This window comes from Oceaniglobus indicus (genome assembly GCF_002751875.1).
Lineage (GTDB): Bacteria > Pseudomonadota > Alphaproteobacteria > Rhodobacterales > Rhodobacteraceae > Oceaniglobus > Oceaniglobus indicus.
The window spans coordinates 360,260-380,862 of sequence record NZ_NMZM01000004.1; the positions used below are offsets into that span (position 1 = coordinate 360,260).

General features: G+C 64.1%; 16 protein-coding genes, 1 tRNA gene and 1 pseudogene. 14 read left to right on the plus strand and 4 right to left on the minus strand.

The window, feature by feature from the left end; genetic code table 11:
- The first annotated feature begins 94 nt into the window (after positions 1-94).
- Together cimA and CFP68_RS08800 are read left to right on the plus strand one after the other, a co-directional pair.
- Positions 95-1,714: a citramalate synthase gene (gene cimA / locus CFP68_RS08795; protein ID WP_099826532.1), complete on the plus strand. Its 1,620-nt coding sequence runs from the start codon at positions 95-97 to the stop codon at positions 1,712-1,714.
- Positions 1,711-2,472, plus strand: coding sequence for a squalene/phytoene synthase family protein (locus CFP68_RS08800; protein ID WP_099826533.1), 762 nt, complete (start codon positions 1,711-1,713; stop codon positions 2,470-2,472). The genes cimA and CFP68_RS08800 overlap by 4 nt, the downstream gene beginning before the upstream one ends.
- Here the strand turns inward: CFP68_RS08800 and CFP68_RS08805 are convergent.
- Positions 2,469-3,680 (minus strand): MFS transporter, encoded by a 1,212-nt coding sequence (locus CFP68_RS08805; RefSeq protein ID WP_099826534.1) that lies wholly within the window; start codon positions 3,678-3,680, stop codon positions 2,469-2,471. The two genes, CFP68_RS08800 and CFP68_RS08805, sit on opposite strands and share 4 nt — an antisense overlap.
- A gap of 274 nt (positions 3,681-3,954) precedes the next feature.
- Here CFP68_RS08805 and yczE point away from each other — a divergent pair, with 274 nt between their 5' ends.
- The gene (gene yczE, locus CFP68_RS08810) at positions 3,955-4,572 is read left to right on the plus strand and encodes a membrane protein YczE (RefSeq protein ID WP_241524007.1); all 618 of its coding nucleotides are present in this window, start codon (positions 3,955-3,957) and stop codon (positions 4,570-4,572) included.
- 103 nt (positions 4,573-4,675) lie between these two features.
- On the opposite strand, the gene CFP68_RS08815 is transcribed toward yczE, so the two are convergent.
- Complete coding sequence (locus CFP68_RS08815; RefSeq protein WP_241524008.1) at positions 4,676-5,725, minus strand: type 2 periplasmic-binding domain-containing protein; 1,050 nt, start codon at positions 5,723-5,725, stop codon at positions 4,676-4,678.
- 422 nt (positions 5,726-6,147) lie between these two features.
- Between CFP68_RS08815 and CFP68_RS08820 the strand changes: the two genes are divergently transcribed.
- The 11 genes from CFP68_RS08820 (at position 6,148) to CFP68_RS08870 (ending at position 18,315) form a co-directional block, all read left to right on the plus strand.
- Positions 6,148-6,669 carry a DinB family protein gene (locus CFP68_RS08820; protein ID WP_099826537.1) on the plus strand — a complete coding sequence of 174 codons (522 nt, stop codon included), beginning with the start codon at positions 6,148-6,150 and terminating at the stop codon, positions 6,667-6,669.
- 73 nt (positions 6,670-6,742) lie between these two features.
- Complete coding sequence (gene acuI / locus CFP68_RS08825) at positions 6,743-7,732, plus strand: acrylyl-CoA reductase (NADPH) (protein ID WP_099826538.1); 990 nt, start codon at positions 6,743-6,745, stop codon at positions 7,730-7,732.
- Positions 7,733-7,894: 162 nt separating this feature from the next.
- Positions 7,895-8,320, plus strand: a complete 426-nt coding sequence (locus tag CFP68_RS08830; RefSeq protein ID WP_099826539.1) for a universal stress protein — start codon at positions 7,895-7,897, stop codon at positions 8,318-8,320.
- 32 nt (positions 8,321-8,352) lie between these two features.
- A complete protein-coding gene (locus tag CFP68_RS08835; protein WP_099826540.1) occupies positions 8,353-9,993 on the plus strand; it encodes a BCCT family transporter in 1,641 nt (546 codons plus the stop codon).
- A 133-nt stretch (positions 9,994-10,126) separates the two neighbouring features.
- The gene (locus tag CFP68_RS08840; protein WP_099826541.1) at positions 10,127-11,548 is read left to right on the plus strand and encodes a cryptochrome/photolyase family protein; all 1,422 of its coding nucleotides are present in this window, start codon (positions 10,127-10,129) and stop codon (positions 11,546-11,548) included.
- Positions 11,549-11,708: 160 nt separating this feature from the next.
- Positions 11,709-12,923, plus strand: coding sequence for an SAM-dependent methyltransferase (locus CFP68_RS08845; RefSeq protein ID WP_099826542.1), 1,215 nt, complete (start codon positions 11,709-11,711; stop codon positions 12,921-12,923).
- Positions 12,924-12,926: 3 nt separating this feature from the next.
- Positions 12,927-13,382, plus strand: coding sequence for a TrgA family protein (locus tag CFP68_RS08850; RefSeq protein WP_099826543.1), 456 nt, complete (start codon positions 12,927-12,929; stop codon positions 13,380-13,382).
- 8 nt (positions 13,383-13,390) lie between these two features.
- Positions 13,391-14,509 (plus strand): NUDIX domain-containing protein, encoded by a 1,119-nt coding sequence (locus tag CFP68_RS08855; protein WP_099826544.1) that lies wholly within the window; start codon positions 13,391-13,393, stop codon positions 14,507-14,509.
- Positions 14,510-14,566: 57 nt separating this feature from the next.
- Positions 14,567-15,592: a cysteine synthase A gene (locus CFP68_RS08860; protein ID WP_099826545.1), complete on the plus strand. Its 1,026-nt coding sequence runs from the start codon at positions 14,567-14,569 to the stop codon at positions 15,590-15,592.
- Between the two features lie 8 nt (positions 15,593-15,600).
- Positions 15,601-18,036 carry a DUF3772 domain-containing protein gene (locus CFP68_RS08865; protein ID WP_099826546.1) on the plus strand — a complete coding sequence of 812 codons (2,436 nt, stop codon included), beginning with the start codon at positions 15,601-15,603 and terminating at the stop codon, positions 18,034-18,036.
- A 189-nt stretch (positions 18,037-18,225) separates the two neighbouring features.
- Positions 18,226-18,315 (plus strand) — tRNA-Ser (locus tag CFP68_RS08870).
- 279 nt (positions 18,316-18,594) lie between these two features.
- Here CFP68_RS08870 and CFP68_RS08875 read toward each other — a convergent pair.
- Together CFP68_RS08875 and CFP68_RS18435 are read right to left on the minus strand one after the other, a co-directional pair.
- Positions 18,595-20,160, minus strand: coding sequence for a type I restriction enzyme endonuclease domain-containing protein (locus CFP68_RS08875; protein ID WP_241524009.1), 1,566 nt, complete (start codon positions 20,158-20,160; stop codon positions 18,595-18,597).
- Positions 20,161-20,403: 243 nt separating this feature from the next.
- Positions 20,404-20,526: pseudogene (locus CFP68_RS18435) on the minus strand (hypothetical protein); the annotation flags it as partial.
- Positions 20,527-20,603 lie beyond the last annotated feature (77 nt).

The following is a 20,603-nucleotide window of genomic DNA, read 5'->3' on the forward strand; positions in this document are numbered from 1 at the left end:
GGCGTCCGTGCGGCACGGGATGAGGGGGCTGTCCGCCCCCGCCCTCCGGGCCCCCCGAGAGTATTTTCATCAGTAAGAAACATGGGGAGTCGGGATGGCTGAGCGGCTTTATCTTTACGACACCACCCTGCGCGACGGGCAACAGACCCAGGGGGTGCAGTTTTCCACCGCGGAAAAGCACCGGATCGCGAAGATGCTGGACGCACTGGGCGTGGATTACATCGAAGGTGGCTGGCCGGGGGCGAACCCGACGGATTCGGCGTTTTTCGACGAAGCCCCGCGCCTGCGCGCGACCTTTGCCGCGTTCGGGATGACCAAGCGGTCGGGGCGGTCGGCCGAGAACGACGACGTGCTGTCGGCGGTGCTGAACGCCAAGACCCCCGCCGTCTGTCTGGTCGGCAAGACCCACGAGTTCCACGTGAAGACCGCGCTGGGCGTGGCGCTGGATGAAAACGTCGAGAATATCCGCGCCTCGGTCACCCACCTGGTGGCGCAGGGGCGCGAGGCGCTGTTCGATGCCGAACATTTCTTCGACGGCTATCGGGCGGACCCGCAGTATGCGCTGGCCTGCGTGCGTGCGGCCTTTGATGCGGGCGCGCGGTGGATCGTGCTGTGCGATACCAACGGCGGCACCCTGCCCGCCGAAATCGGGCGGGTGGTGGCCGCGGTGATCGCGGCGGGGATCCCGGGCGACCGGCTGGGCATCCACACCCACGACGACACCGGCAATGCCGTCGCCGGGTCGCTGGCGGCGGTGGATGCGGGCGCGCGCCAGGTCCAGGGCACGCTGAACGGGTTGGGCGAACGGTGTGGCAATGCCTCGCTCACGACGCTGATCCCGACGCTGTTGCTGAAGGAACCCTATGCGTCGGCCTTTGATATCGGTGTGACACGCGACGCCCTGGCGGGCATGACGCGGGGCGCGCGCCTGCTGGACGATATCCTGAACCGGGTGCCGCTGCGCTCGGCCCCCTATGTCGGGGCGTCGGCCTTCGCGCACAAGGCGGGGCTGCACGCCAGCGCGATCCTGAAGGATCCGACGACCTATGAGCATATCGATCCGGTGGCGGTGGGCAACGCGCGCATCGTGCCGATGTCGAACCAGGCGGGGCAGAGCAACCTGCGCGCGCGGCTGGCCGACATGGATCTTGAGGTCGCGCCGGACGATCCGGGCCTGGGCGAGATCCTGACCGAGGTGAAGGCGCGCGAAGAGGCCGGTTATTCCTATGACACGGCGCAGGCCAGTTTCGAGCTGGTGGCGCGGCGGGTGCTGAACCGGTTGCCGGCGTTCTTCGAGGTCAAGCGCTATCGCGTCACCATCGAGCGGCGCAAGAACAAGCACGATCAGATGGTCAGCCTGTCGGAAGCGGTCGTCGTGGTGAAGATCGGCGGCCAAAAGACCCTGTCGGTCAGCGAAAGCATGGACGAGACCGGCAGCGACCGGGGGCCGGTGCATGCCCTGTCCAATGCCCTGTCCAAGGATCTGGGGCCATACCAGGCCTATATCGACGATCTGCGACTGGTGGATTTCAAGGTCCGCATCACCCAGGGCGGCACCGAGGCCGTGACCCGCGTCATCATCGACAGCGAGGATTCGCAGGGCCGCCGCTGGTCGACCGTGGGTGTGTCGCCCAACATCGTCGATGCCTCGTTCGAGGCGCTGCTGGATGCGATCACCTGGAAGCTGGTGCGCGACGGGGCGGTGGCGCGGTGAGTGTCGATGCCTGCGCGGATCTGGTGCGGCGGGGCGATCCCGATCGTTTCCTGGCCACCATGGCGACCCCTCCGGCGGCGCGGGCGGTGCTGTTTCCGCTCTATGCCTTCAACGTCGAAGTCTCGCGCGCGCCCTGGCTGACGGCCGAGCCGCTGATCGCCGAGATGCGCCTGCAATGGTGGCGCGATGCCCTGGACGAGATCGCGACGGGCGGGATCGTGCGTCGCCATGACGTGGTGGTGCCGCTGGCGGGCGTGATCGACGCAAAGGACGCGGCCGATCTGGACCGGCTGATAACGGCCCGCAAATGGGACATCGAACGTGATCCCTTCGCCGGGCTGGAAGATCTGGAACGATACCTGTCGGACACCGGCGGCACGTTGATGGCGGTGGCGACGCGGGCGCTGGGTGGTGCCGACACCGACAGGGCCGCCACCATCGGAACGGTCGGCGCGACGGCAAACTACCTCATGGCGGTGCCGGCACTGATCGCCGAGGGGCGCCAGCCGTTGGTGGGCGATGCGCAAAACTGCATCCGAACCCTCGCCGAACGACAGTTGGATCGCGTGAAACAGCACGCGGGCGCGCGCAACAAGGCGTCGGCCGCGCTGCGCCGCGCGTGGCTGTCGGCCTGGCGCGCGCGTGCGATCCTGCGCCGGGCCGCCGAAGATCCCGATGCGGTTCTGGAAGGGCGTCTGGCGGGGTCGGAGTTCAGGCGCCGCACCAGCCTTCTGGCGGCCACGCGCCTGGGGATCTAGGCGGCCTGCTGTTTCGGCAGCAGCATCAGCCAGATCAGCGACCCGCCGGCCAGCACCAGGAACGGGATCATGGCATAGTTGACCGCGTTCCAGCCCGCCTCGGGGGTGCCGCCCGAGCAGTTCATCAACCCGCCCGATGCGAGGGACGCCAGCGTGACACAGCCGAACACGATCATGTCGTTCATCCCCTGCACCCGGCCGCGTTCGGCCGGCGAATGGGCGCCGGCCAGCATCGAGGTCGCGCCGATGAAGCCGAAGTTCCAGCCGATCCCGATCAGGATCAGTGCCACATAGAAGTGCCCCAGTTGGACACCCGACAGACCCACGACCCCCGCAGCCGCAAGGATCACAAGGCCAAGGGCGAGGATGCGTTCGACCCCGAAGCGGGCGATCAGGTGACCCGTGAAGAACGAGGGGACGAACATCGCCAGCACGTGCAGCGACACCACGTCGGCTGCATCGTTGCGGGTAAAGCCGCAACCGACCACGGCCAGCGGTGTCGAGGTCATCACCAGGTTCATCAGCGCATAGGACACCATGCCACAAATGATGGCCACCGCCACCCGGGGCGTTTTCAGCATCTCAAGCCGGGTGCGCCCCAGGGATTCGCCTTGTTTCGCGACCGGCGGGCGCGGGATGTCGAGGCCCAGGAACAGCAGGGATCCGATGGTGTTGATCGCGATGACGGCAATGTACGAGCCGAGGAACGGCACCACCATGGCATCGGCCGTCACCTTGACCAGTTGCGGCCCGATCACCGCCGACACCAGGCCACCGGCCATGACATAGGAAATCGCCTTGGGCCGGAAGGAATCCGACGCGGTGTCGGATGCGGCGAACCGGTAGAAACCCTGCGCCGACATGTAGATGCCGGTGACGAACGAGCCGAGAAGGAAGATCGGGAAACTGGCCACCACCAACCCCCAGGCGCCGATGGCCGCACCGGCCGATCCGCCCAGACAGCCGGCCCAGAACCCGGCACGCCGCCCGTATTTCTGCATCAGGGCCGACATCGGCGTGGCGCAGAGCATGTTGCCCAGCACGATCATCGAAATCGGCAGCGTGGCGAAACACAGGTTCGAGGCCAGGGATTGCCCCGCCAGCCCGCCGATGGTGAAGATCATCGGCATTTGCGCGCCGAGGAAGGCCTGCGCCGCGACCAGGATCCAGACATTGCGCTTGGCGGGAAGGGTGGCAGAGTCGGTCATGCGTCCTGATCTACGCCTGCCGTTCGCAAATGGGAAGTGGCTGTTCCGCCCGCCGTCAGCAATCGCCGGGTCACTTTGGCGACGTCCTTCGCCGGCAATCGGATTGCACCGGGGTCTGGTTGCGCAATCGGCTTCGGGACGCCGCCCTTGCCGTTCTCGGCGCAAGCTGGCACAAGATTTCATCACCTGTCATCTTGTCGTGGATTCCGCTTTGGCTTTTCTCTCGGTCACGTCCGTCCCGAAGCTCGGGTGGAGCTCGCCCAAGGCGTTCACCATGAAGCCGCCCCTGGCGTCGGTGCTGTTTCTGATCATCGGCCTGGTGGTCTTTGGCCTGGGCGAATCGCTGTTGGTTGCCGCCGGGGTTGGCGTCAGCCCCTGGACCGTGTTCGCCGAAGGTGTCACCAATGTCACGGGGTGGAGCCTTGGCTTTGCGACCTTCGTGATCAGCGTCTCGGTCCTGGCCTTGTGGATCCCGCTCAGGCAGGTGCCGGGCATGGGAACGATCCTGAACGCGGTCATCGTGGCGCTGGTGCTTGAATTCGCCTTGCCCTATCTGCCGCATTTCGAAAGCTACCTGGCGAATGCCGCGCTTGCGTTGACCGGCGTCTTCGTGACGGGTTTCGGCGGGGCGATCTACCTGATCGCCAACCTCGGGCCGGGTCCGCGCGATGGCCTGATGGTGGGGTTTCAGACCGTGACCGGCCAGCCCATCGCCCGCGTGCGCACCTTTCTTGAACTGACGGTCGTCGCCATCGGCTGGGCGCTGGGGGGCACGCTGGGGTTGGGCACCGTGTTCTTTGCGCTGGGGATCGGCCCATCCATGGCGATCGGCATGCAGATCCTTCAGGCACGCAGCCTTGCGCGGCAGGCACGGTTGGCAAATCGCGTGTGATTGCGGAAACGGACGTCGCCGGTTCTGCAACGGTGACCGACGTGCAGACATAAAAAAATCGGCGCCAACGTTCTGGCGCCGATTTCTTCTTTTTATTAACGGCTTAGAAGCCGGCCTTGATCTTCTCGAAGGCTTCGGATTGCTTCTGGCGCAGATCGTTGTCCATCGGCAGCTGTGCCAGGACGGGTGAACTGACCGGTCCGAGCCCGACGTCGGTCAACGCCTGTTCGCCGTAAGCCGCCATGGCCTTGGCGTTCGACTGGCCGTATCCCGCGTCAAGAAGGGCCTCGGTCGCCGCCGGATCGAGGAAGGCATTCAGGTAATCATAGGCCTTGTCCTCGGAGCCTTCGCCGTCCTTGAGGTTGACGTAACCGCACAGCCACAGCGACGAGCCTTCGGTGGTGTCGCGCGCAAAGCCGATGGGGAACCCCTGTTCGGCCATCGTCGGCAAGGTTTCGTTCCAGGCCCAGGCAACCAGAATTTCCCCGGTGGCCATCAGCTGGGCCAGTTCGGCGGGGTCGGTCCAATAGGTCCGGACGAACGGATGGACATCGCGCAACCACTGCGCCGCGGCCTCGAATTGTTCGTCGGTCGCATTGGTCCAGTTGGTGGTCCCGGTCGCCAGGTAGGCCAGCGCGAAGGTATCGTCGACGTTGTCGGGCAGGGTCATGCGCTGATCGTATTTCGGATTCTGGAACACGCTCAGGGATGCCACGTCTTCGGCGGGGACTTCGTCGGTGTTGTAGGCCACGGCGGTCGAACCGAAATCGGTCGGGATGAAATAGACGTCCGATGCGGCGGCGGCGACGTCGGTGCCGGTCAGATCGGCGTTCAGATCATCGAATGCGGTGATCTTGTCGGTGTCCCAGGGTTCGAGGATCCCGGATTCGACCCATTTGGTCACCGACCCCGCACAGGCGTGGCTGACATCGGCGCGAAACCCCGAGCGCAGCTTCTGGAACGCTTCCTCTTCGTCGCCGAAGAACGCGAACGTCGGCGAGGCGCCGTGCTTGTCGACATAGGTCGAATGGAATTCGGGCAGTTCGAAGCCGGGATAATCGAACACCAGCAGATCGGTGTCCTGGGCCCGCGCGGCGCCCGAGGCAATCAGGACCATGGCGGTCGCAGACGTCATGGCGGTTCTGAGTTTCATCTTGTTTCCTCGCTGTCGGTCGTTTTTCAATCACCGACGCTAGGGTCGGTCCGGCACGATCACAAGAGGTTTCACGGCGCCCATGGCGTTCTGGCGCAGTTTTCTGCGCCACCGCGATCGCGCGGTGCAGCGGTGCCGGCAAGCCGCCCCGATCCGGGCGCGCGAGGGCGACGCCAGGCGGGCAGGACGGTGGCGCCGCGATGGGGGTGTTCGAGTATTTGTGTCAATGAGAAGCAGGGCGTCCGATCCCGGCATCGGCGGATCGGTCGCGTGGCGGATGGGTATGGATCGGGCTCGCGATCGCGCGCGCTGGTGCGCCGCGGGCTTGCGACGCTGTTCATGGTGGTTGAACATGTGCCACAGTCGCGCGCAGGGTGCGATGCGGATCCCGCGGTGCAATTCGGAGTTCAGGAAAGAGGCCGATGAACGAACCAGTCCTGACATCCGCGACCGCACGCACGCTGGCCCGGTATAACCGTTGGCAGAACGCCGGCCTGTATGAGGCGGCAGGCGCGCTGGATGACGCGGCCCGTCGGGCGGATCGGGGCGCGTTCTTCGGCTCGATCCACGGCACGCTGTCGCACCTGATGTGGGGCGATCGGATCTGGATGGCGCGTTTCGCAGGGTGGGAAAAGCCGCACGTCGGTCTGGGCGAAAGCGCGGCTTTCATGCCGGACTGGGACGTGATGGCGCAGACGCGCCGGGTGATGGATGACAAGATGCTGATCTGGGCGGATACGCTGGATGATGCGGCCCTGGCCGGGGATCTTGCGTGGTTCTCCGGCGCCTTGGGGCGGGATGTGCTGCGGCCCAAGGCACTGTGCCTGCTGCATATGTTCAACCATCAGACACACCATCGCGGCCAGGTGCATGCGATGCTGACCGCGGCGGGGGCGGGTCCGGGTGACACCGACCTGTTCGCCATGCCGGCCGATGATGCGTGATCCGCCACCGGCGCCCGGCATAGACTGAATCGCCCCCGTCGGGGCTGCGAAGACACAGAAGGAGAGAGAGACGATGTTCAAGGCCCTGCTGGTCCAGAAGGACGAAGACGGCAAAACCCATGCGGCCGTGACGGACCTGTCCGAAGATCGGCTGCCGGACGGTGACGTGACGGTTGCGGTCGCGTATTCGACGCTCAACTACAAGGACGGGTTGTGCATCGGGCCGGGGGGGGGCTTGGTGCGGACCTATCCCCATGTTCCCGGCATCGACTTTGCCGGCACGGTCGAGGCGTCCGAGGATGACCGCTACCGACCCGGCGACAAGGTCGTGCTGACCGGCTGGCGCGTGGGTGAAACCCATTGGGGCGGCTATGCCCAGAAGGCACGGGTCAAGGCCGACTGGCTGGTGCCCCTGCCTGAAGGTCTGGATCCGCGGCGGGCCATGGCCGTCGGCACCGCGGGCTTTACCGCGATGCTTGCGATCATGGCGCTGGAGGACCACGGACTGACCCCCGATCAGGGGCCGGTCCTGGTGACCGGCGCGTCGGGCGGTGTCGGATCGGTCGCCGTGGCGATCCTGTCGAACCTTGGATACGAGGTTGCGGCGGTGACCGGGCGCCCCGAGACCGGCGATTATCTGACGTCGCTGGGCGCCAGCCGGATCGTGCCGCGCGACGAACTGGCCGAGACGGTCAAGCGCCCGCTGGAGGGCGAGACATGGGCCGGCTGCATCGATGCGGTTGGCGGCGCGATGCTGGCCCGTGTGCTGGGCCAGATGAAGCATTCGGCCAGCGTCGCGGCGGTCGGGTTGGCCGGCGGCTCATCGCTGCCTGCGACGGTGATCCCGTTCCTTTTGCGGGGGGTCAACCTGTTGGGCATCGATTCGGTCATGCAACCGTTCGACAAACGCCAGCGTGCCTGGGCGCGGATCGCGTCGGACCTGCCGATGGACAAGCTCGACTCGATGATCGTCACCGCCGGGCTGGGCGATCTGCCCAAGTTGGGCCGTGACATCCTGAAGGGGCAGGTGCAGGGCCGGATCGTCGTCGATGTGAACGCGTGATCCCGCGATTCACGTCCCCCGGCAGCCGCGTCATTTGTGATTCGCGGTGTTTTCGATGTAGGGTGGCGTGTCGGAGGCAGGTGTCCCGCCGGGGACGCCTGCACGTTCCGGCATGAAACCCCCGGCTGCGCGGCCGGGCCGAGCAATGGAGAGGCGCAACCGATGTTCACCAGGATCCTGACCCCCGTCGACCTTGCCCACAAGGACCGCTTGGGCCGCGCCCTGCAATGCGCGGCCGATCTGGCACGGCTGCATGGCGTTCCGGTGGTCTATGTCGGGGTGTCGGCATCGGTGCCGACGGCGGTCGCGCACAATCCGGCGGAATACAAGACACGGCTGAGCGAATTCGCCGCCGCCCAGGGCGCCGCCCACGGCATCGAAACCGAGGCGCATGCCCGCATCAGCCACGATCCGGCGACGGATCTGGAAGCGACATTGCTGAAGGCGATCGACGAAACCGGCGCCGACCTCGTGGTGATGGCCAGCCACGTGCCGGGGCTGGCCGACCGGATCTGGGCCAGCAACGGCAGCCGCATCGCCGAACATGCGAAAGTATCGGTGATGATCGTGCGGGACGCGCCAGCCTGAACAGGAAGAAAAAGGGAAAGTAGGATGAAGACATGACAGACGAGACAGCAAATCAGGGCATACCTGATCCCGAGGGAACGAGTGCCGTCATCGATACCGATTTTGAAATCGGCCAGAGCAACGTCGAGGGGTCCGCACTGGGCCTGCATTTCGACATCCACAACCCGGTGTTCATGATCTCGGGTCTTTCGATCATTGCCTTCGTGTTTTACACCATCGCGTTGCCCGAACAGGCGGCGTCGGTGTTTTCCGCGATGTTCGACTTCACCACCAAGAACTTTGACTGGTTCCTGATCCTGGCGGCCGACGTGGTGGTGGTGTTCACCCTGCTGCTGATCGTCACGCCATATGGCTCGGTGCGGCTTGGCGGATCGGATGCGACGCCCGATTACAGCTATGTCGGCTGGTTCGCGATGCTGTTTGCGGCCGGCATGGGCATCGGGTTGATGTTTTATGGCGTGTCCGAACCGCTGACCCATTTTTCGACCTCGTTGGGCGAAACCGCTGTCGAAAACGGCTTGCGCACCGATTGGGCGCCGCTGGCCGCGGCCACGGGCGATCAGGACGGCGCGGTCCGCCTGGGCATGGCGGCGACGATCTTTCACTGGGGTCTGCACCCCTGGGCGATCTATGCCACCGTCGCGCTGGCGCTGGCGCTGTTCACCTATAACAAGGGTTTGCCGCTGACGATCCGTTCGGCCTTCTATCCGATCTTCGGCGAGAAGATCTGGGGTTGGCGCGGGCATGTCGTCGATACCGTAGCCGTTTTCGCGACGCTCTTCGGTCTCGCGACCTCGCTGGGGTTCGGCGCGACGCAGGCCAACGCGGGCCTGAACGAGCTGTTCGGCATCCCGATGGGGAACACGACGGAAGTGATCCTGATCACCGCCATTACTGCCGTCGCGCTGATCTCGGTGCTGCGCGGTCTGGACGGCGGGGTAAAGCTGCTGTCCGAACTCAACATGGGTCTTGCCGGTCTTCTGGCGCTGTTCACGCTGATTGTCGGGCCGACGGTCTTTCTTCTGACGTTCTTCCTGCAAAGCCTTGTCGCCTATGTCGAATACCTGCCGGCGCTGGCCAATCCGTTCGGGCGCGACGACGTGAACTTCAGCCAGGGCTGGACATCGTTCTATTGGGCCTGGTGGATCAGCTGGTCACCCTTCGTCGGCATGTTCATCGCCCGGGTGTCGCGGGGCCGCACCGTGCGTGAATTCGTGGTCTGCGTGCTGTTGATCCCTTCGATGGTCTGCGTCCTGTGGATGTCGATCTTCGGCGGCACCGCAATCCATCAGGTGCTGACCGACAACTTCACCGGGGCGCAAGATGCGGAACTGCCGCTGCAGCTGTTCAAGATGCTGGGCGAATTGCCGCTGGCGTCGATCACGTCGTTCATCGGCATCGTGCTGGTCATCGTGTTCTTCGTGACCTCGTCGGATTCCGGTTCGCTGGTGATCGACACGATCACGGCGGGCGGCAAGGTCGACGCGCCGGTGCCGCAGCGGGTGTTCTGGTGCATATTCGAGGGCGCCGTGGCGATCGCGCTGCTGATCGGTGGCGGGCTGGCCGCGCTTCAGTCGATGGTGATCTCTACGGGTCTGCTGTTCACGGTGGTCCTGCTGGCGATGTGCTATTGCATCTTCCGCGGGCTGCAATCGGAACGCGCCAAGATGTGACGCGCTGCGCCTGACACGACGACGAAAGGCCCGCGGTTCCCGGATCGCGGGCCTTTTCGTGCGCGATGCACACTTGACCGGGACGCTGCGGCCCTAGCTCTGGGGGATAGCGTTACAGACTGAAAGGCCGTCCATGTCCGCAGATACTCCGATCCTCCTCTGGTTTCGCCGCGATCTGCGCCTGTCGGATCATCCCGTGCTGGCCGCGGCCTGTGATACGGGACGCCCGGTGATCCCGGTCTTCCTGCTGGATGAGGTGGTGCAGGGGCAGGGGGCGTGTCCGACATGGCGGCTTGGCCTTGGGGTCGGCGCATTGGACGAGGCCCTGCGCGACAAGGGATCGCGGCTGATCCTGCGCCGCGGCGATGCGTTGGACTGCCTGCAGGATCTGGTGCGCGAAACCGGCGCCGGTGCCGTCTGGTGGTCGCGCCTTTATGATCCCGATGCCATCGCACGTGACACCAGGGTGAAAGAGGCCCTGAAGGACGACGGCATCGACGCCCAGAGCTTTCGCGGCCATCTGTTGTTCGAACCCTGGGACATCGAGACCAAGACCGGCGATTATTACAAGGTCTACACGCCGTTCTGGCGGACCGCGCGCGAACACCCGGTGGCCGACACCCTGTCGGCACCGTCGAATATCTCCGCCCCGGCGGAATGGCCGGCGTCCGATAAGCTCGACGACTGGGCCATGGGCGCGGCGATGGACCGGGGCGCCGATGTCGTGCTGCCTCACACCAACGTCGGTGAACCCGCGGCACAGGGGCGGCTGGCGTCGTTCATCGGCCACGCGATCGATGATTATGACGCCGCGCGCGACCGCCCGGCCATGGAGGGCACCTCGAAGCTGTCGGAAAACCTGACCTATGGCGAGATTTCACCGCGCGCCTGCTGGCATGCCGGTCGCCGCGCGCTGGAAAAGGGGAAATCCGGCGCCGAGACGTTCCTGAAAGAGCTGGTCTGGCGCGAGTTCGCCTATCACCTGATCTATCACACGCCGCGCATCGCCACCGACAACTGGCGCGAGGAATGGCAGGCCTTTCCGTGGAACGAGGATGAGCGCCGCGCCGAGGTCAAGGCCTGGAAACAGGGGCGCACCGGCATCCGATTTGTCGATGCTGCCATGCGCGAGATGTATGTGACCGGCCACATGCACAACCGCGCCCGGATGATCGTGGCGTCCTATCTGACCAAGCACCTGATGTGTCACTGGCGAATCGGGCAGAAGTGGTTCGAGCATTGCCTGATCGATTGGGATCCGGCCTCGAACGCCATGGGCTGGCAATGGTCGGCCGGGTCGGGGCCGGATGCGACACCATTCTTCCGCGTCTTCAACCCGGTCACCCAACTGGACAAGTTCGACCCCGACCATGCCTATGTCGACCGCTGGATCGCCGAAGGCCAGAAGCGGCCCGGCAAGGATGCGCTGGCCTATTTCGAAGCGATGCCTCGCTCCTGGTCCATGGCGCCCGACGATCCCTATCCCGATCCCATCGTCACCGCCGACGATGGCCGCAAGCGGGCGCTGGCCGCCTATGAAGACCGGGATTTCTGATCTTGCGTCGCACCGTTGAACGGCCTTGGCGACGCGTGGTGAAACCGGCGCCGTCCACGGCACGTATATCATTCGGATGGGGCGGCATCGGCCTGCCCTTCATGGACTTGTTCGACCGATGCGCCGTGGGTAACCTCAGCGCCGGGATGTGGGAGAGACGATGACACTATTGACAAGCGTCGCGGGCCAGAAGGATCTGCCGCGGTATTTCGCGCAGGTTTTCCAGATGGCCTGTCAGATGGACAACGGGCGGCTGGATTTCGTGCTGCCCGACGGGCGGACCTTCCGCGCCACGGGCACCAAAAGCGCGGTGCCGATCGCCGAGTTGCGGATCCACAACCCCGAGATTTTTGCCCGCCTGATCCGCGAGGGCGATCTTGGTTTTTGCGAGGCCTATCTGGACGAATGGTGGAGCACGCCGGACCTTCAGGGGTTCATGGCGCTGGTCCATGCCGACAACTGGGAAGTCTACGACAGTTTCCCGGCCATGGGCGCGGTGCGCTTCTTTGAACGGCTGCGGTTCTGGTGGAAGGGCAATTCGCGCCGCCAAGCCAAGCGCAACATCGCCTCGCACTACGATCTGGGCAACGAGTTCTACGGCCTGTGGCTGGACGACACGATGACCTATTCATCGGCCAAGTTCACCACCGGCCAGGAAAGCCTGGAGGCGGCACAGACGGCGAAATATGCCTCGATGGTTGACGAGATGGGCGCGCGCCCCGGCGACCATGTTCTTGAAATCGGCTGTGGCTGGGGCGGGTTCGCGGAATACGCGGCGCGCGAACGGGGATTGCGCGTGACCTGCCTGACGATCAGCCGGGCGCAATATGCCTATGCGCTGGAGCGGATCGCGCGCGCCGGCCTGTCGGACCGGGTGACGATCAAGTTGCAGGATTACCGCGACGAACAGGGCCTTTATGACGGCATCGCCAGCATCGAGATGTTCGAGGCGGTCGGCCAGAAATACTGGCCCGCGTATTTCAACACCCTGCGCGATCGCCTGAAGCCCGGCGGCAATGCGACGCTTCAGATCATCACGGTGCAGGAAAAACGCTGGGAGGTGTACCGCGATACCATCGATTTCATCCAGCGCTACATCTTTCCCGGCGGCATGTTGCCCAGCCCCAAGATCCTGCGCAGCGAGGTCGAGAAGGCGGGGCTGTCGGTGCTGAAATCGGTCGAGTTCGGGCAAAGCTATTCCCAGACGCTGCTGCGCTGGCACGAAACCTTCAACAGCCGCTGGGACGAGGTCAAGGCGCTGGGATTTGACGAAAGGTTCCGGCGGATGTGGAACATGTATCTTATTTCTTGCGCCGCGACCTTTCACAGCGGAAACTGTGACGTGACCCAGATCACCGTGCAAAGGCCCGCGTAACCCATGTATCCCACCGGACCCAAGATGATCGCCGGGCTTTGTTTTGCCGGGCTGGCGTTTCTTGTGACCGGGATGGTGATCCCCAACATCCCCTATGGCAATCCGACGCTGGCTTTCGGAGTGACCAACGCTGCCATCGGGTTTCTCGTAGGCTGGCGCCTTGTGGGGCGGCGTGCCGGCGAGGGATATGCCTTCGGCGTCACCTACGGGATCACGGCGGCGGTGCTGATCGTGTTCTGGTGCCTGCTGTTCTGGGCCGGGCGCGAGATGCTGGAACGTTCGCTGGATCTCTATTACAGTGACCCGACCGAGGCGCTTGAGGAGATGATCCGGCTCATGGTCGATTTTTCCACCTACCTGTTGGGCAACAACGTTCTGCCGACGCTGGCGATCGGTGCGATGTTCTGTGGTGCGCTGACCGAACTTGTCGCGCAGAAAACCGCACACAGGCTCGATTGACCTTTGATATGACCAACCTTTTCCTGTTCGGAACCCTGATGGATGATGCGCTGCGCGCCATCGTCACCGGCGGTCGGTTCGACGGAACCGAGGCGTTTCTGACCGATCACTGCGTCCGGCGTGCCGCCGACGGTGATTTCCCGGTTCTCGCCGCCGGTGGTTCCGCCTCGGGCCTGCTGCTGCGCGATCTGCCCGAGGGCGTGCTGAAGCGGCTGCATTTCTACGAGCAGGGCTTTGGATATGTCGTCGATCACTGCGAGGTCGAGACGCCCGAGGGGCGCACGCAAGCGATGGTGTATCGTCCGGGCACACCCGCGGCGCCGTCGGACGATGAATGGTCGTTGGCCGATTGGCAGCGCGACTGGGCGGCGATGACACGCTTCGCGGCGCAGGAGGCCATGGCGCTGTTCGGAAAGCTGGACGGTGAGGAACTGCGGGGGGCCATGCCGATGATCCGGGTGCGGGCCGACGGGCGGGTGCGGGCGGCGGCCTGTCCGGCGCCGGTGTCGTTGCGCCATCGTCATACCCGCGACGACGTTCAGGTGATCAACGCGCGCCGGCCCTATACCAACTATTTCGCCTTGGCCGAAACCGACCTGACCCATACCCGGTTCGACGGTGGACGCTCGGAGGTGTTGAACCGCGCCGGGCTGATCAGCGGCGACGCGGTGACGGTTCTGCCCTATGATCCGGTGCGCGACCGGGTGCTGTTGGTCGAACAGTTCCGCTATGGCCCGTTCATGCGCGGCGATCCGATGCCGTGGAGCCTGGAGCCGGTCGCCGGGCGGATCGACCCCGGCGAATCCCCCGAAGCCTGCGCGCGCCGTGAAACTGTCGAAGAGGCGGGACTGACCCTGCATCGCCTGTTGCATGTCGCCAACAGCTATCCCAGCCCCGGCGCGGTCAGCGAATACCTGTTCAGCTATGTGGGATTGTGCGATCTGCCCGACCTGTCCGAAGGGCGGGGTGGGCTGGACAGCGAGGGCGAGGATATCCGCACCCATGTCATTTCCTTCGCGACGCTGATGGATCTGGTGGACAGCGGCGAGGCGGACGATACGCCGCTGCTGATGACGGTGTTCTGGTTGCAGCGTCAGCGCGAGCGCGGCGCGTTCGCCCCCGCTTGAGTTCGCGCGCGCCGGGGCCTAGGTAGAAGGCCAAAGCCGCGCGAAAAGGACAAGCACATGACCATTCACGGTGATCTGGCCTCGGCCATCGGCAACACGCCCCTGATCCGGCTGAACGGCCCGTCCGATGCGACGGGTTGTGAAATCCTGGGCAAGGCCGAATTCATGAACCCCGGCCAGTCGGTCAAGGACCGCGCGGCCCTGTTCATCATCCGCGACGCGGTTGAAAAGGGCCTGCTGAAACCCGGCGGCACCATTGTTGAAGGGACGGCCGGCAATACCGGCATCGGTCTGGCGCTGGTCGGCGCCTCGATGGGGTTTCGCACGGTCATCGTGATCCCGGAAACCCAGAGCCAGGAAAAGAAGGACATGCTGCGCCTGGCGGGGGCCGAGTTGGTCCAGGTGCCGGCCGCGCCCTACAAGAACCCCAACAATTATGTCCGCTATTCCGGGCGGTTGGCCGAAGAATTGGCCAAAACCGAACCGAATGGCGCGATCTGGGCGAACCAGTTCGACAACGTGGCGAACCGCCAGGCCCATATCGACGGCACCGGGCCCGAAATCTGGGCGCAGACCGACGGCAAGATCGACGGCTTCATCTGCGCCGTCGGCTCGGGCGGCACGCTGGCCGGTGTCGGCGCCGTGCTGCAACCCAAGGGGGTCAAGGTGGCACTGGCCGATCCCGAAGGCGCGGGCATGTTCAAGATCTATACCGGCGATGAAAATCCCGGAAACTCGATTTCGGAAGGGATCGGGCAGGGGCGCATCACGGCCAACCTCGAAGGTTTCACGCCGGACATGGCGTTCCGCATTCCCGACGCCGAGGCATTGCCGGTCGTGTTCGACCTGCTGACCGACGAAGGGCTGTGCATGGGCGGCTCAACCGGTGTCAACGTCGCCGGGGCCATCCGGATGGCCCGCAAGATGGGGCCGGGACACACCATCGTGACCATCCTGTGCGATTACGGCACGCGCTATCAGTCGAAGATCTACAACCCGGCCTTTCTGCGCGAAAAGGGCCTGCCGGTTCCGGAATGGCTTGATCAGCAGGGGCGCGTCCTGCCGACGGTGTTCGAGGGCTGAAGGTGAGCATGCTTCGCATCTGCCGCGCGGCCGCCCTGGGGCTGGTCGTTGTCCTGGCGTTGGCGCTGGGCGCGCTGGCGCAGGGCACGGTGCCCAGCCAGGATTGGGAACGTCTGGCGTCGCGCGCCGAGGTCATGCTGAGCGACGGCGAGGCGACTGATCTGGCGCTGGAACAGTTGCGCAGCGAAATCGCCGGTTACCGTGAGAAGTTTCTCGGGGCGCAGAACACCGGACAGGCGCGGGTGGATACCATCCAGGCGCAGATCGACGCGCTTGGCCCGGCGCCCGCCGAAGGCGAAACCGAACCCGAGGAAATCGCCGCACGGCGAAGCGAGCTGACGACGCAGTTGCAGACCATTCTCGCGCCGCGACGCAGCGCCGAGGAGGCGTTCAACCGCGCCAACGGGCTGATCTCGGAAATCGACACGACTCTGCGCGAGCGCCAAACCCAGGAGTTCCTGAAACTCGGGCCGACGCCGCTGAACCCCGCGCTCTGGCCCAAGGCGGTGACATCGCTTGCCGAAAGCCTGGTGCGTGCCGGCGAAGAGGTGAGGGACGGGTTGGGGCGGCCGGGCGAACGGGCGCATCTGCGCGAAAACCTGCCGGCGACCCTGTTGTATCTGTCCCTTGCGCTGGCGTTGCTGGTGCGCGGACGCAGCTGGATGGAGTGGCTGACGCTGCGGATCTACACCGGCAGCGCGGGCCAGGGGAACCCGGTCGTCGCCTTCATCGTCTCGATCGGGCAGGTCGTCGTGCCGGTGCTGGGCCTATTTGCGCTGCGCGAGGCGCTGTACAGCAGCGGCATCCTGGGGCTGCGCGGTCAGATCTTTGCCGAAACCTTGCCGCGCATGGGCTTCATCGTCTTCGCGTCGCTGTGGTTGGGATCGCGGGTGTTCCCGTGGCGCGATCATATCGTCGGTCCGTTTCAGATTGCGGCCGAAAAACGCCGCGAGGGGCGGTATTACTTCGGCCTGATGGGGCTGTTGATTGCCGCCCATGGCTTGCTCACGCGGGTCGCGGCCTTCGACCGCTATGACGAAGCGACGGTTGCCGTGCTGTTCTTTCCCCTGACCCTGGTCGGCGGTTTGGTGTTGTGGCGGCTTGGCCGGATGATGCACCGGCTGCGCCTGTACGATGCCCAGGCCGAGGAGCAAACCGATGCCAGCGAAGGCAGCTATGGCAACAACCTGCTGCGGCTGGTGGGTCAGCTTTACATCCTGATCGGTATGATCGCGCCCTTGGTGGCCGCGATCGGATACGGCAACGCCGGTCAGCAACTGATCTTTCCCAGTGCCGCGACACTTGGCTTGCTGGCGCTGTTGGCCGTGCTGCGCATCGTCGTGCGCGACATCTATGGCCTGATCACGCGGAAGTCGGACCAGGAGGTTGGCGAGGCACTGACGCCGGTGCTGATCCTGTTCGTGCTGTATGTCGCGTCCATCCCGCTGTTCGCGCTGATCTGGGGGATGCGGGTCACCGACCTGGTCGAGATCTGGGCGCGATTCCAGGAAGGCATTCCCATCGGCGACAGCCGCATCTCGCCCACGGATTTCCTGACCTTCGCGCTGGTGTTCGCCCTGCTGTTCGGTCTGACGCGCCTGTTGCAGGGCACGCTGAGATCCTCGGTCCTGCCGCGCACCAAGATCGACGTGGGCGGCCGCACGGCGATCACCTCGGGCGTCGGCTATATCGGCATCTTCCTGGCCGGTGTCGTGGCCATTTCATCAGCCGGTATCGATCTGTCGTCCGTTGCCCTGGTTGCCGGTGCGTTGTCGGTCGGTATCGGCTTTGGCCTTCAGAACATCGTGTCGAACTTCGTCGCCGGGATCATCCTGCTGATCGAGCGGCCGATTTCCGAAGGCGACTGGATCGAGGTCGGGGGCCAGATGGGATACGTGCGCGACATCTCTGTGCGTTCGACCCGGATCGAGACCTTCGACCGCACCGATGTGATCGTGCCGAACGCCGATTTCGTCAGCGGCGTCGTGACCAACTGGACCCGCGGCAACCTTGTCGGGCGGGTCATCGTGCCGGTGTCGGTGGCCTTCGGAACCGACACGCGCCTGGTCGAGAAGGTGCTGATGCGCATCGCCGAGGATCATCCGATGGTCGTGCTGAACCCCGAACCCGGGATTATCTTCATGGGGTTCGATCACGACCGCATGAACTTCGAGATCCGCGCCATCCTGCGGGATGTGAACTTCGTGCTGTCGGTGAAATCCGACATGAACCACGCAATCACGGCCGCCTTCGCCCAAGAGGGGATCGCAATGCCGTTCCCGCAACGCGATCTGTGGTTGCGCAATCCGGAAATGCTGCGCCCCGATGCGCCGGTCGCCGAAGGTCCGGGCCCGGCCCCGGAAACGCCCGAACCCAACCGCCACCGTGAAATCGGCGATGCAGAAGGTGACGGCGACGGCGACGCTGATGGCGCCGGGCGCTGACCGCGGCCACGGACGCATATTCCGGCCGAAAACACAGTGGTAATCGAGCAGGGCGCGCCTTTCCGGATCAACAAAGGCGAGGGAACGGCGGCTCTGCCCTCGCTCATACCCCTTTGCACCCGCAATTCAGGACAATTCGCGATTGACGTCTTGCACCCCCCGGTCGTTCCTTGCTAGATCACACCCCACGGACAGGTGGCCGAGTGGTCGAAGGCGCACGCCTGGAAAGTGTGTAGGCGGGAGACCGTCTCCAGGGTTCGAATCCCTGTCTGTCCGCCACTTGCCCCAGCGAAAGCGTTCTCCCCATCCGGCAGCGGCCGGATTTTCTCGTTGTTTTCGAGGGTTATGCGGGAGGGGCCGCTAACCGGCCCCGGTGCCAAGTGCCCCGGAAGCGGTCTCTCAGGGCCGATATTCTCCGGACCTGTTAACCGCACGCAATCCGGTTCAGAGCGCCATGTTATTGAAATCATGAGATTTAAATTGCACCAATACTGCGCACAGTTTGCAGTACTGTTCGCCAAGCTGCCGGAACCTGGATCGAACTATCAGCGAACGAGCCTATGCCGCCTGCGCGAAGCCACCATTCACGGCCTGTTGCCACACATGGGCGTAGACGCTTGCCGCAAGTGCTTTCTTTTCATCGGGCGTGAACGGCGGTGACGGTAGACTTGCAAAGACCTCGTCCAAGATGAAGACCTCGACGTCTGCCTTGGTCTGTTCCTTCTCCCAGAAGCGATCGAGTTCAGCCAAGCGCGTCTTTATGGAAGCCAGGAGGTCACGGCTTGCCTGCTTCACCCGCTCACGGGACGTCTTGTCCAGGTTATCCTTGAGCAGCAGGTCGAAGAGCGCGAGCTCATCCTCACCAAGCCCCTCCTTCGTTGCGCGCTTCTGTTCCTCGTCCAGACTGTTCACGAGCTCGACCAGTCGGCGGAAGGTCTCCTCGATGGTGGTTCGGTCTTTCTCCCGATTGTAATCGGCGATGATTGCCTCGTACTTCACCTGATAATCCATCCTTGCGGGATTGCGCGCCAGCATCTCGGCAAGTTTCTGTTCAACGATTTCTCGGATGTCCTGAAGCGCGGTCGCTTTGCGTCTGACCTTCTTTGCGAATTCATCGCGTAGCTTCTCAAGGTCGATCTGACTGAGGTCGAAGGTAAGTCCCTCGGCTTGGTCGTCTCCTGGCGCCTGCGTCCGGATGGCCTCGTTGACGATCCGGTGCAACTCCTTCAGCAGCTCGGTAACGTCAGCCGTGTCGCGCCGCTCGGTCAGTTTTTTGTAGATTGCCTCAATATTGTCGTGTCGTTCGGCGTATGCCCAAGCGCTGGGCTCCATCAGCAGCGCCTTGAAGCGGATGAACACCTGCCGTGCGAGAATCTCGAAGCGCCGCTTGGCCTCGTCCGTCGAATAAACGGCTTCCACGGCGTCCTTCAAACCCTTGATGCGCACAAAGCCCTTCGAACCGAGTAGCACACTTGGATCGAAGCCGATGCCGCGCAAATGCGCCTCGGTCGCCTCGATAGCTTCAAGCAGGGCCTGCACCCTCTCTTCGATGGGGGCGATGATCTCTTCTCCGCCTGTGCCATCATCGCCCAGCGCGTACTGAGCCAGCGCGGCTCGCAGGCTGGCGAGCATCCCATTGTAGTCGACAATCAGGCCGAAGTCCTTGCCAGGATACACCCTGTTCGCACGCGCTATGGCCTGCATCAGCGTGTGCGCCTTCATCGGCTTGTCGATATAGAGCGTCGACAGACTTTCCACGTCGAAGCCGGTCAGCCACATCGCACAGACGATTGCGACGCGGAACGGGTGCTTGGGGTTCTTGAAGGCCGTCTCGACATCGATGCGCTCGGCATTCCCAGTATCGAAGCCCTGCTTCATCAGGGCACGGTGCGGGATGATGTCGAATCCCCACTTCTTGAAGTCCGCGACCTCGTTCTGCGCTTCGCTGATAATGATCTCGACTATGGTTTCCTCGAGCCACGTTGCCTGCGCATCCAATTCTTGCGCTTCCTCCTCGAGGACAGCGCGCATGCTTTTGTCGGCCGTGGTATCCGCCTGGGATTTCTTGGCATCGGCCGCCGCCCTGACTTCTGCGGCTTTCGCCCTCCATCGCGGGACGATCATCTGGTGCATCCGGGCGCAGGTGATCTTGTCGATGCAAACAAACAGGGATTTTCCGGATTCCCACCTTGTTGCGCAGTGATCCACGAAATCGGCTGCGATCTTGTCGAGCCGCTCGTCGGCGGTGATGACCTCGTAGTCCTTCCCGAGCAGCTTATCGAGGAGCGCCGCCTGATCCGGGTCGAGTTCCGCCTCCTCGATCTTCTCGGCGATCCGGTCGTTCAGATCCGTCTTGGCGACACCCAGCTTCTCGCCTCGGTTCTCGTAGACCAGCTTGACGGTGGCCCCGTCCTCCTCGGACCGCTTGAAGTCGTAGCGCGAGACGTATTCGCCGAAGATGCGCTTGGTGATTTGGTCCTGTTTGAACAGTGAGCTACTCCCCGATCATTGGACAGGATCTGGCATAAATTAAGCTACTCGTTGCACCTGGTGATCGGGTTGGGTTC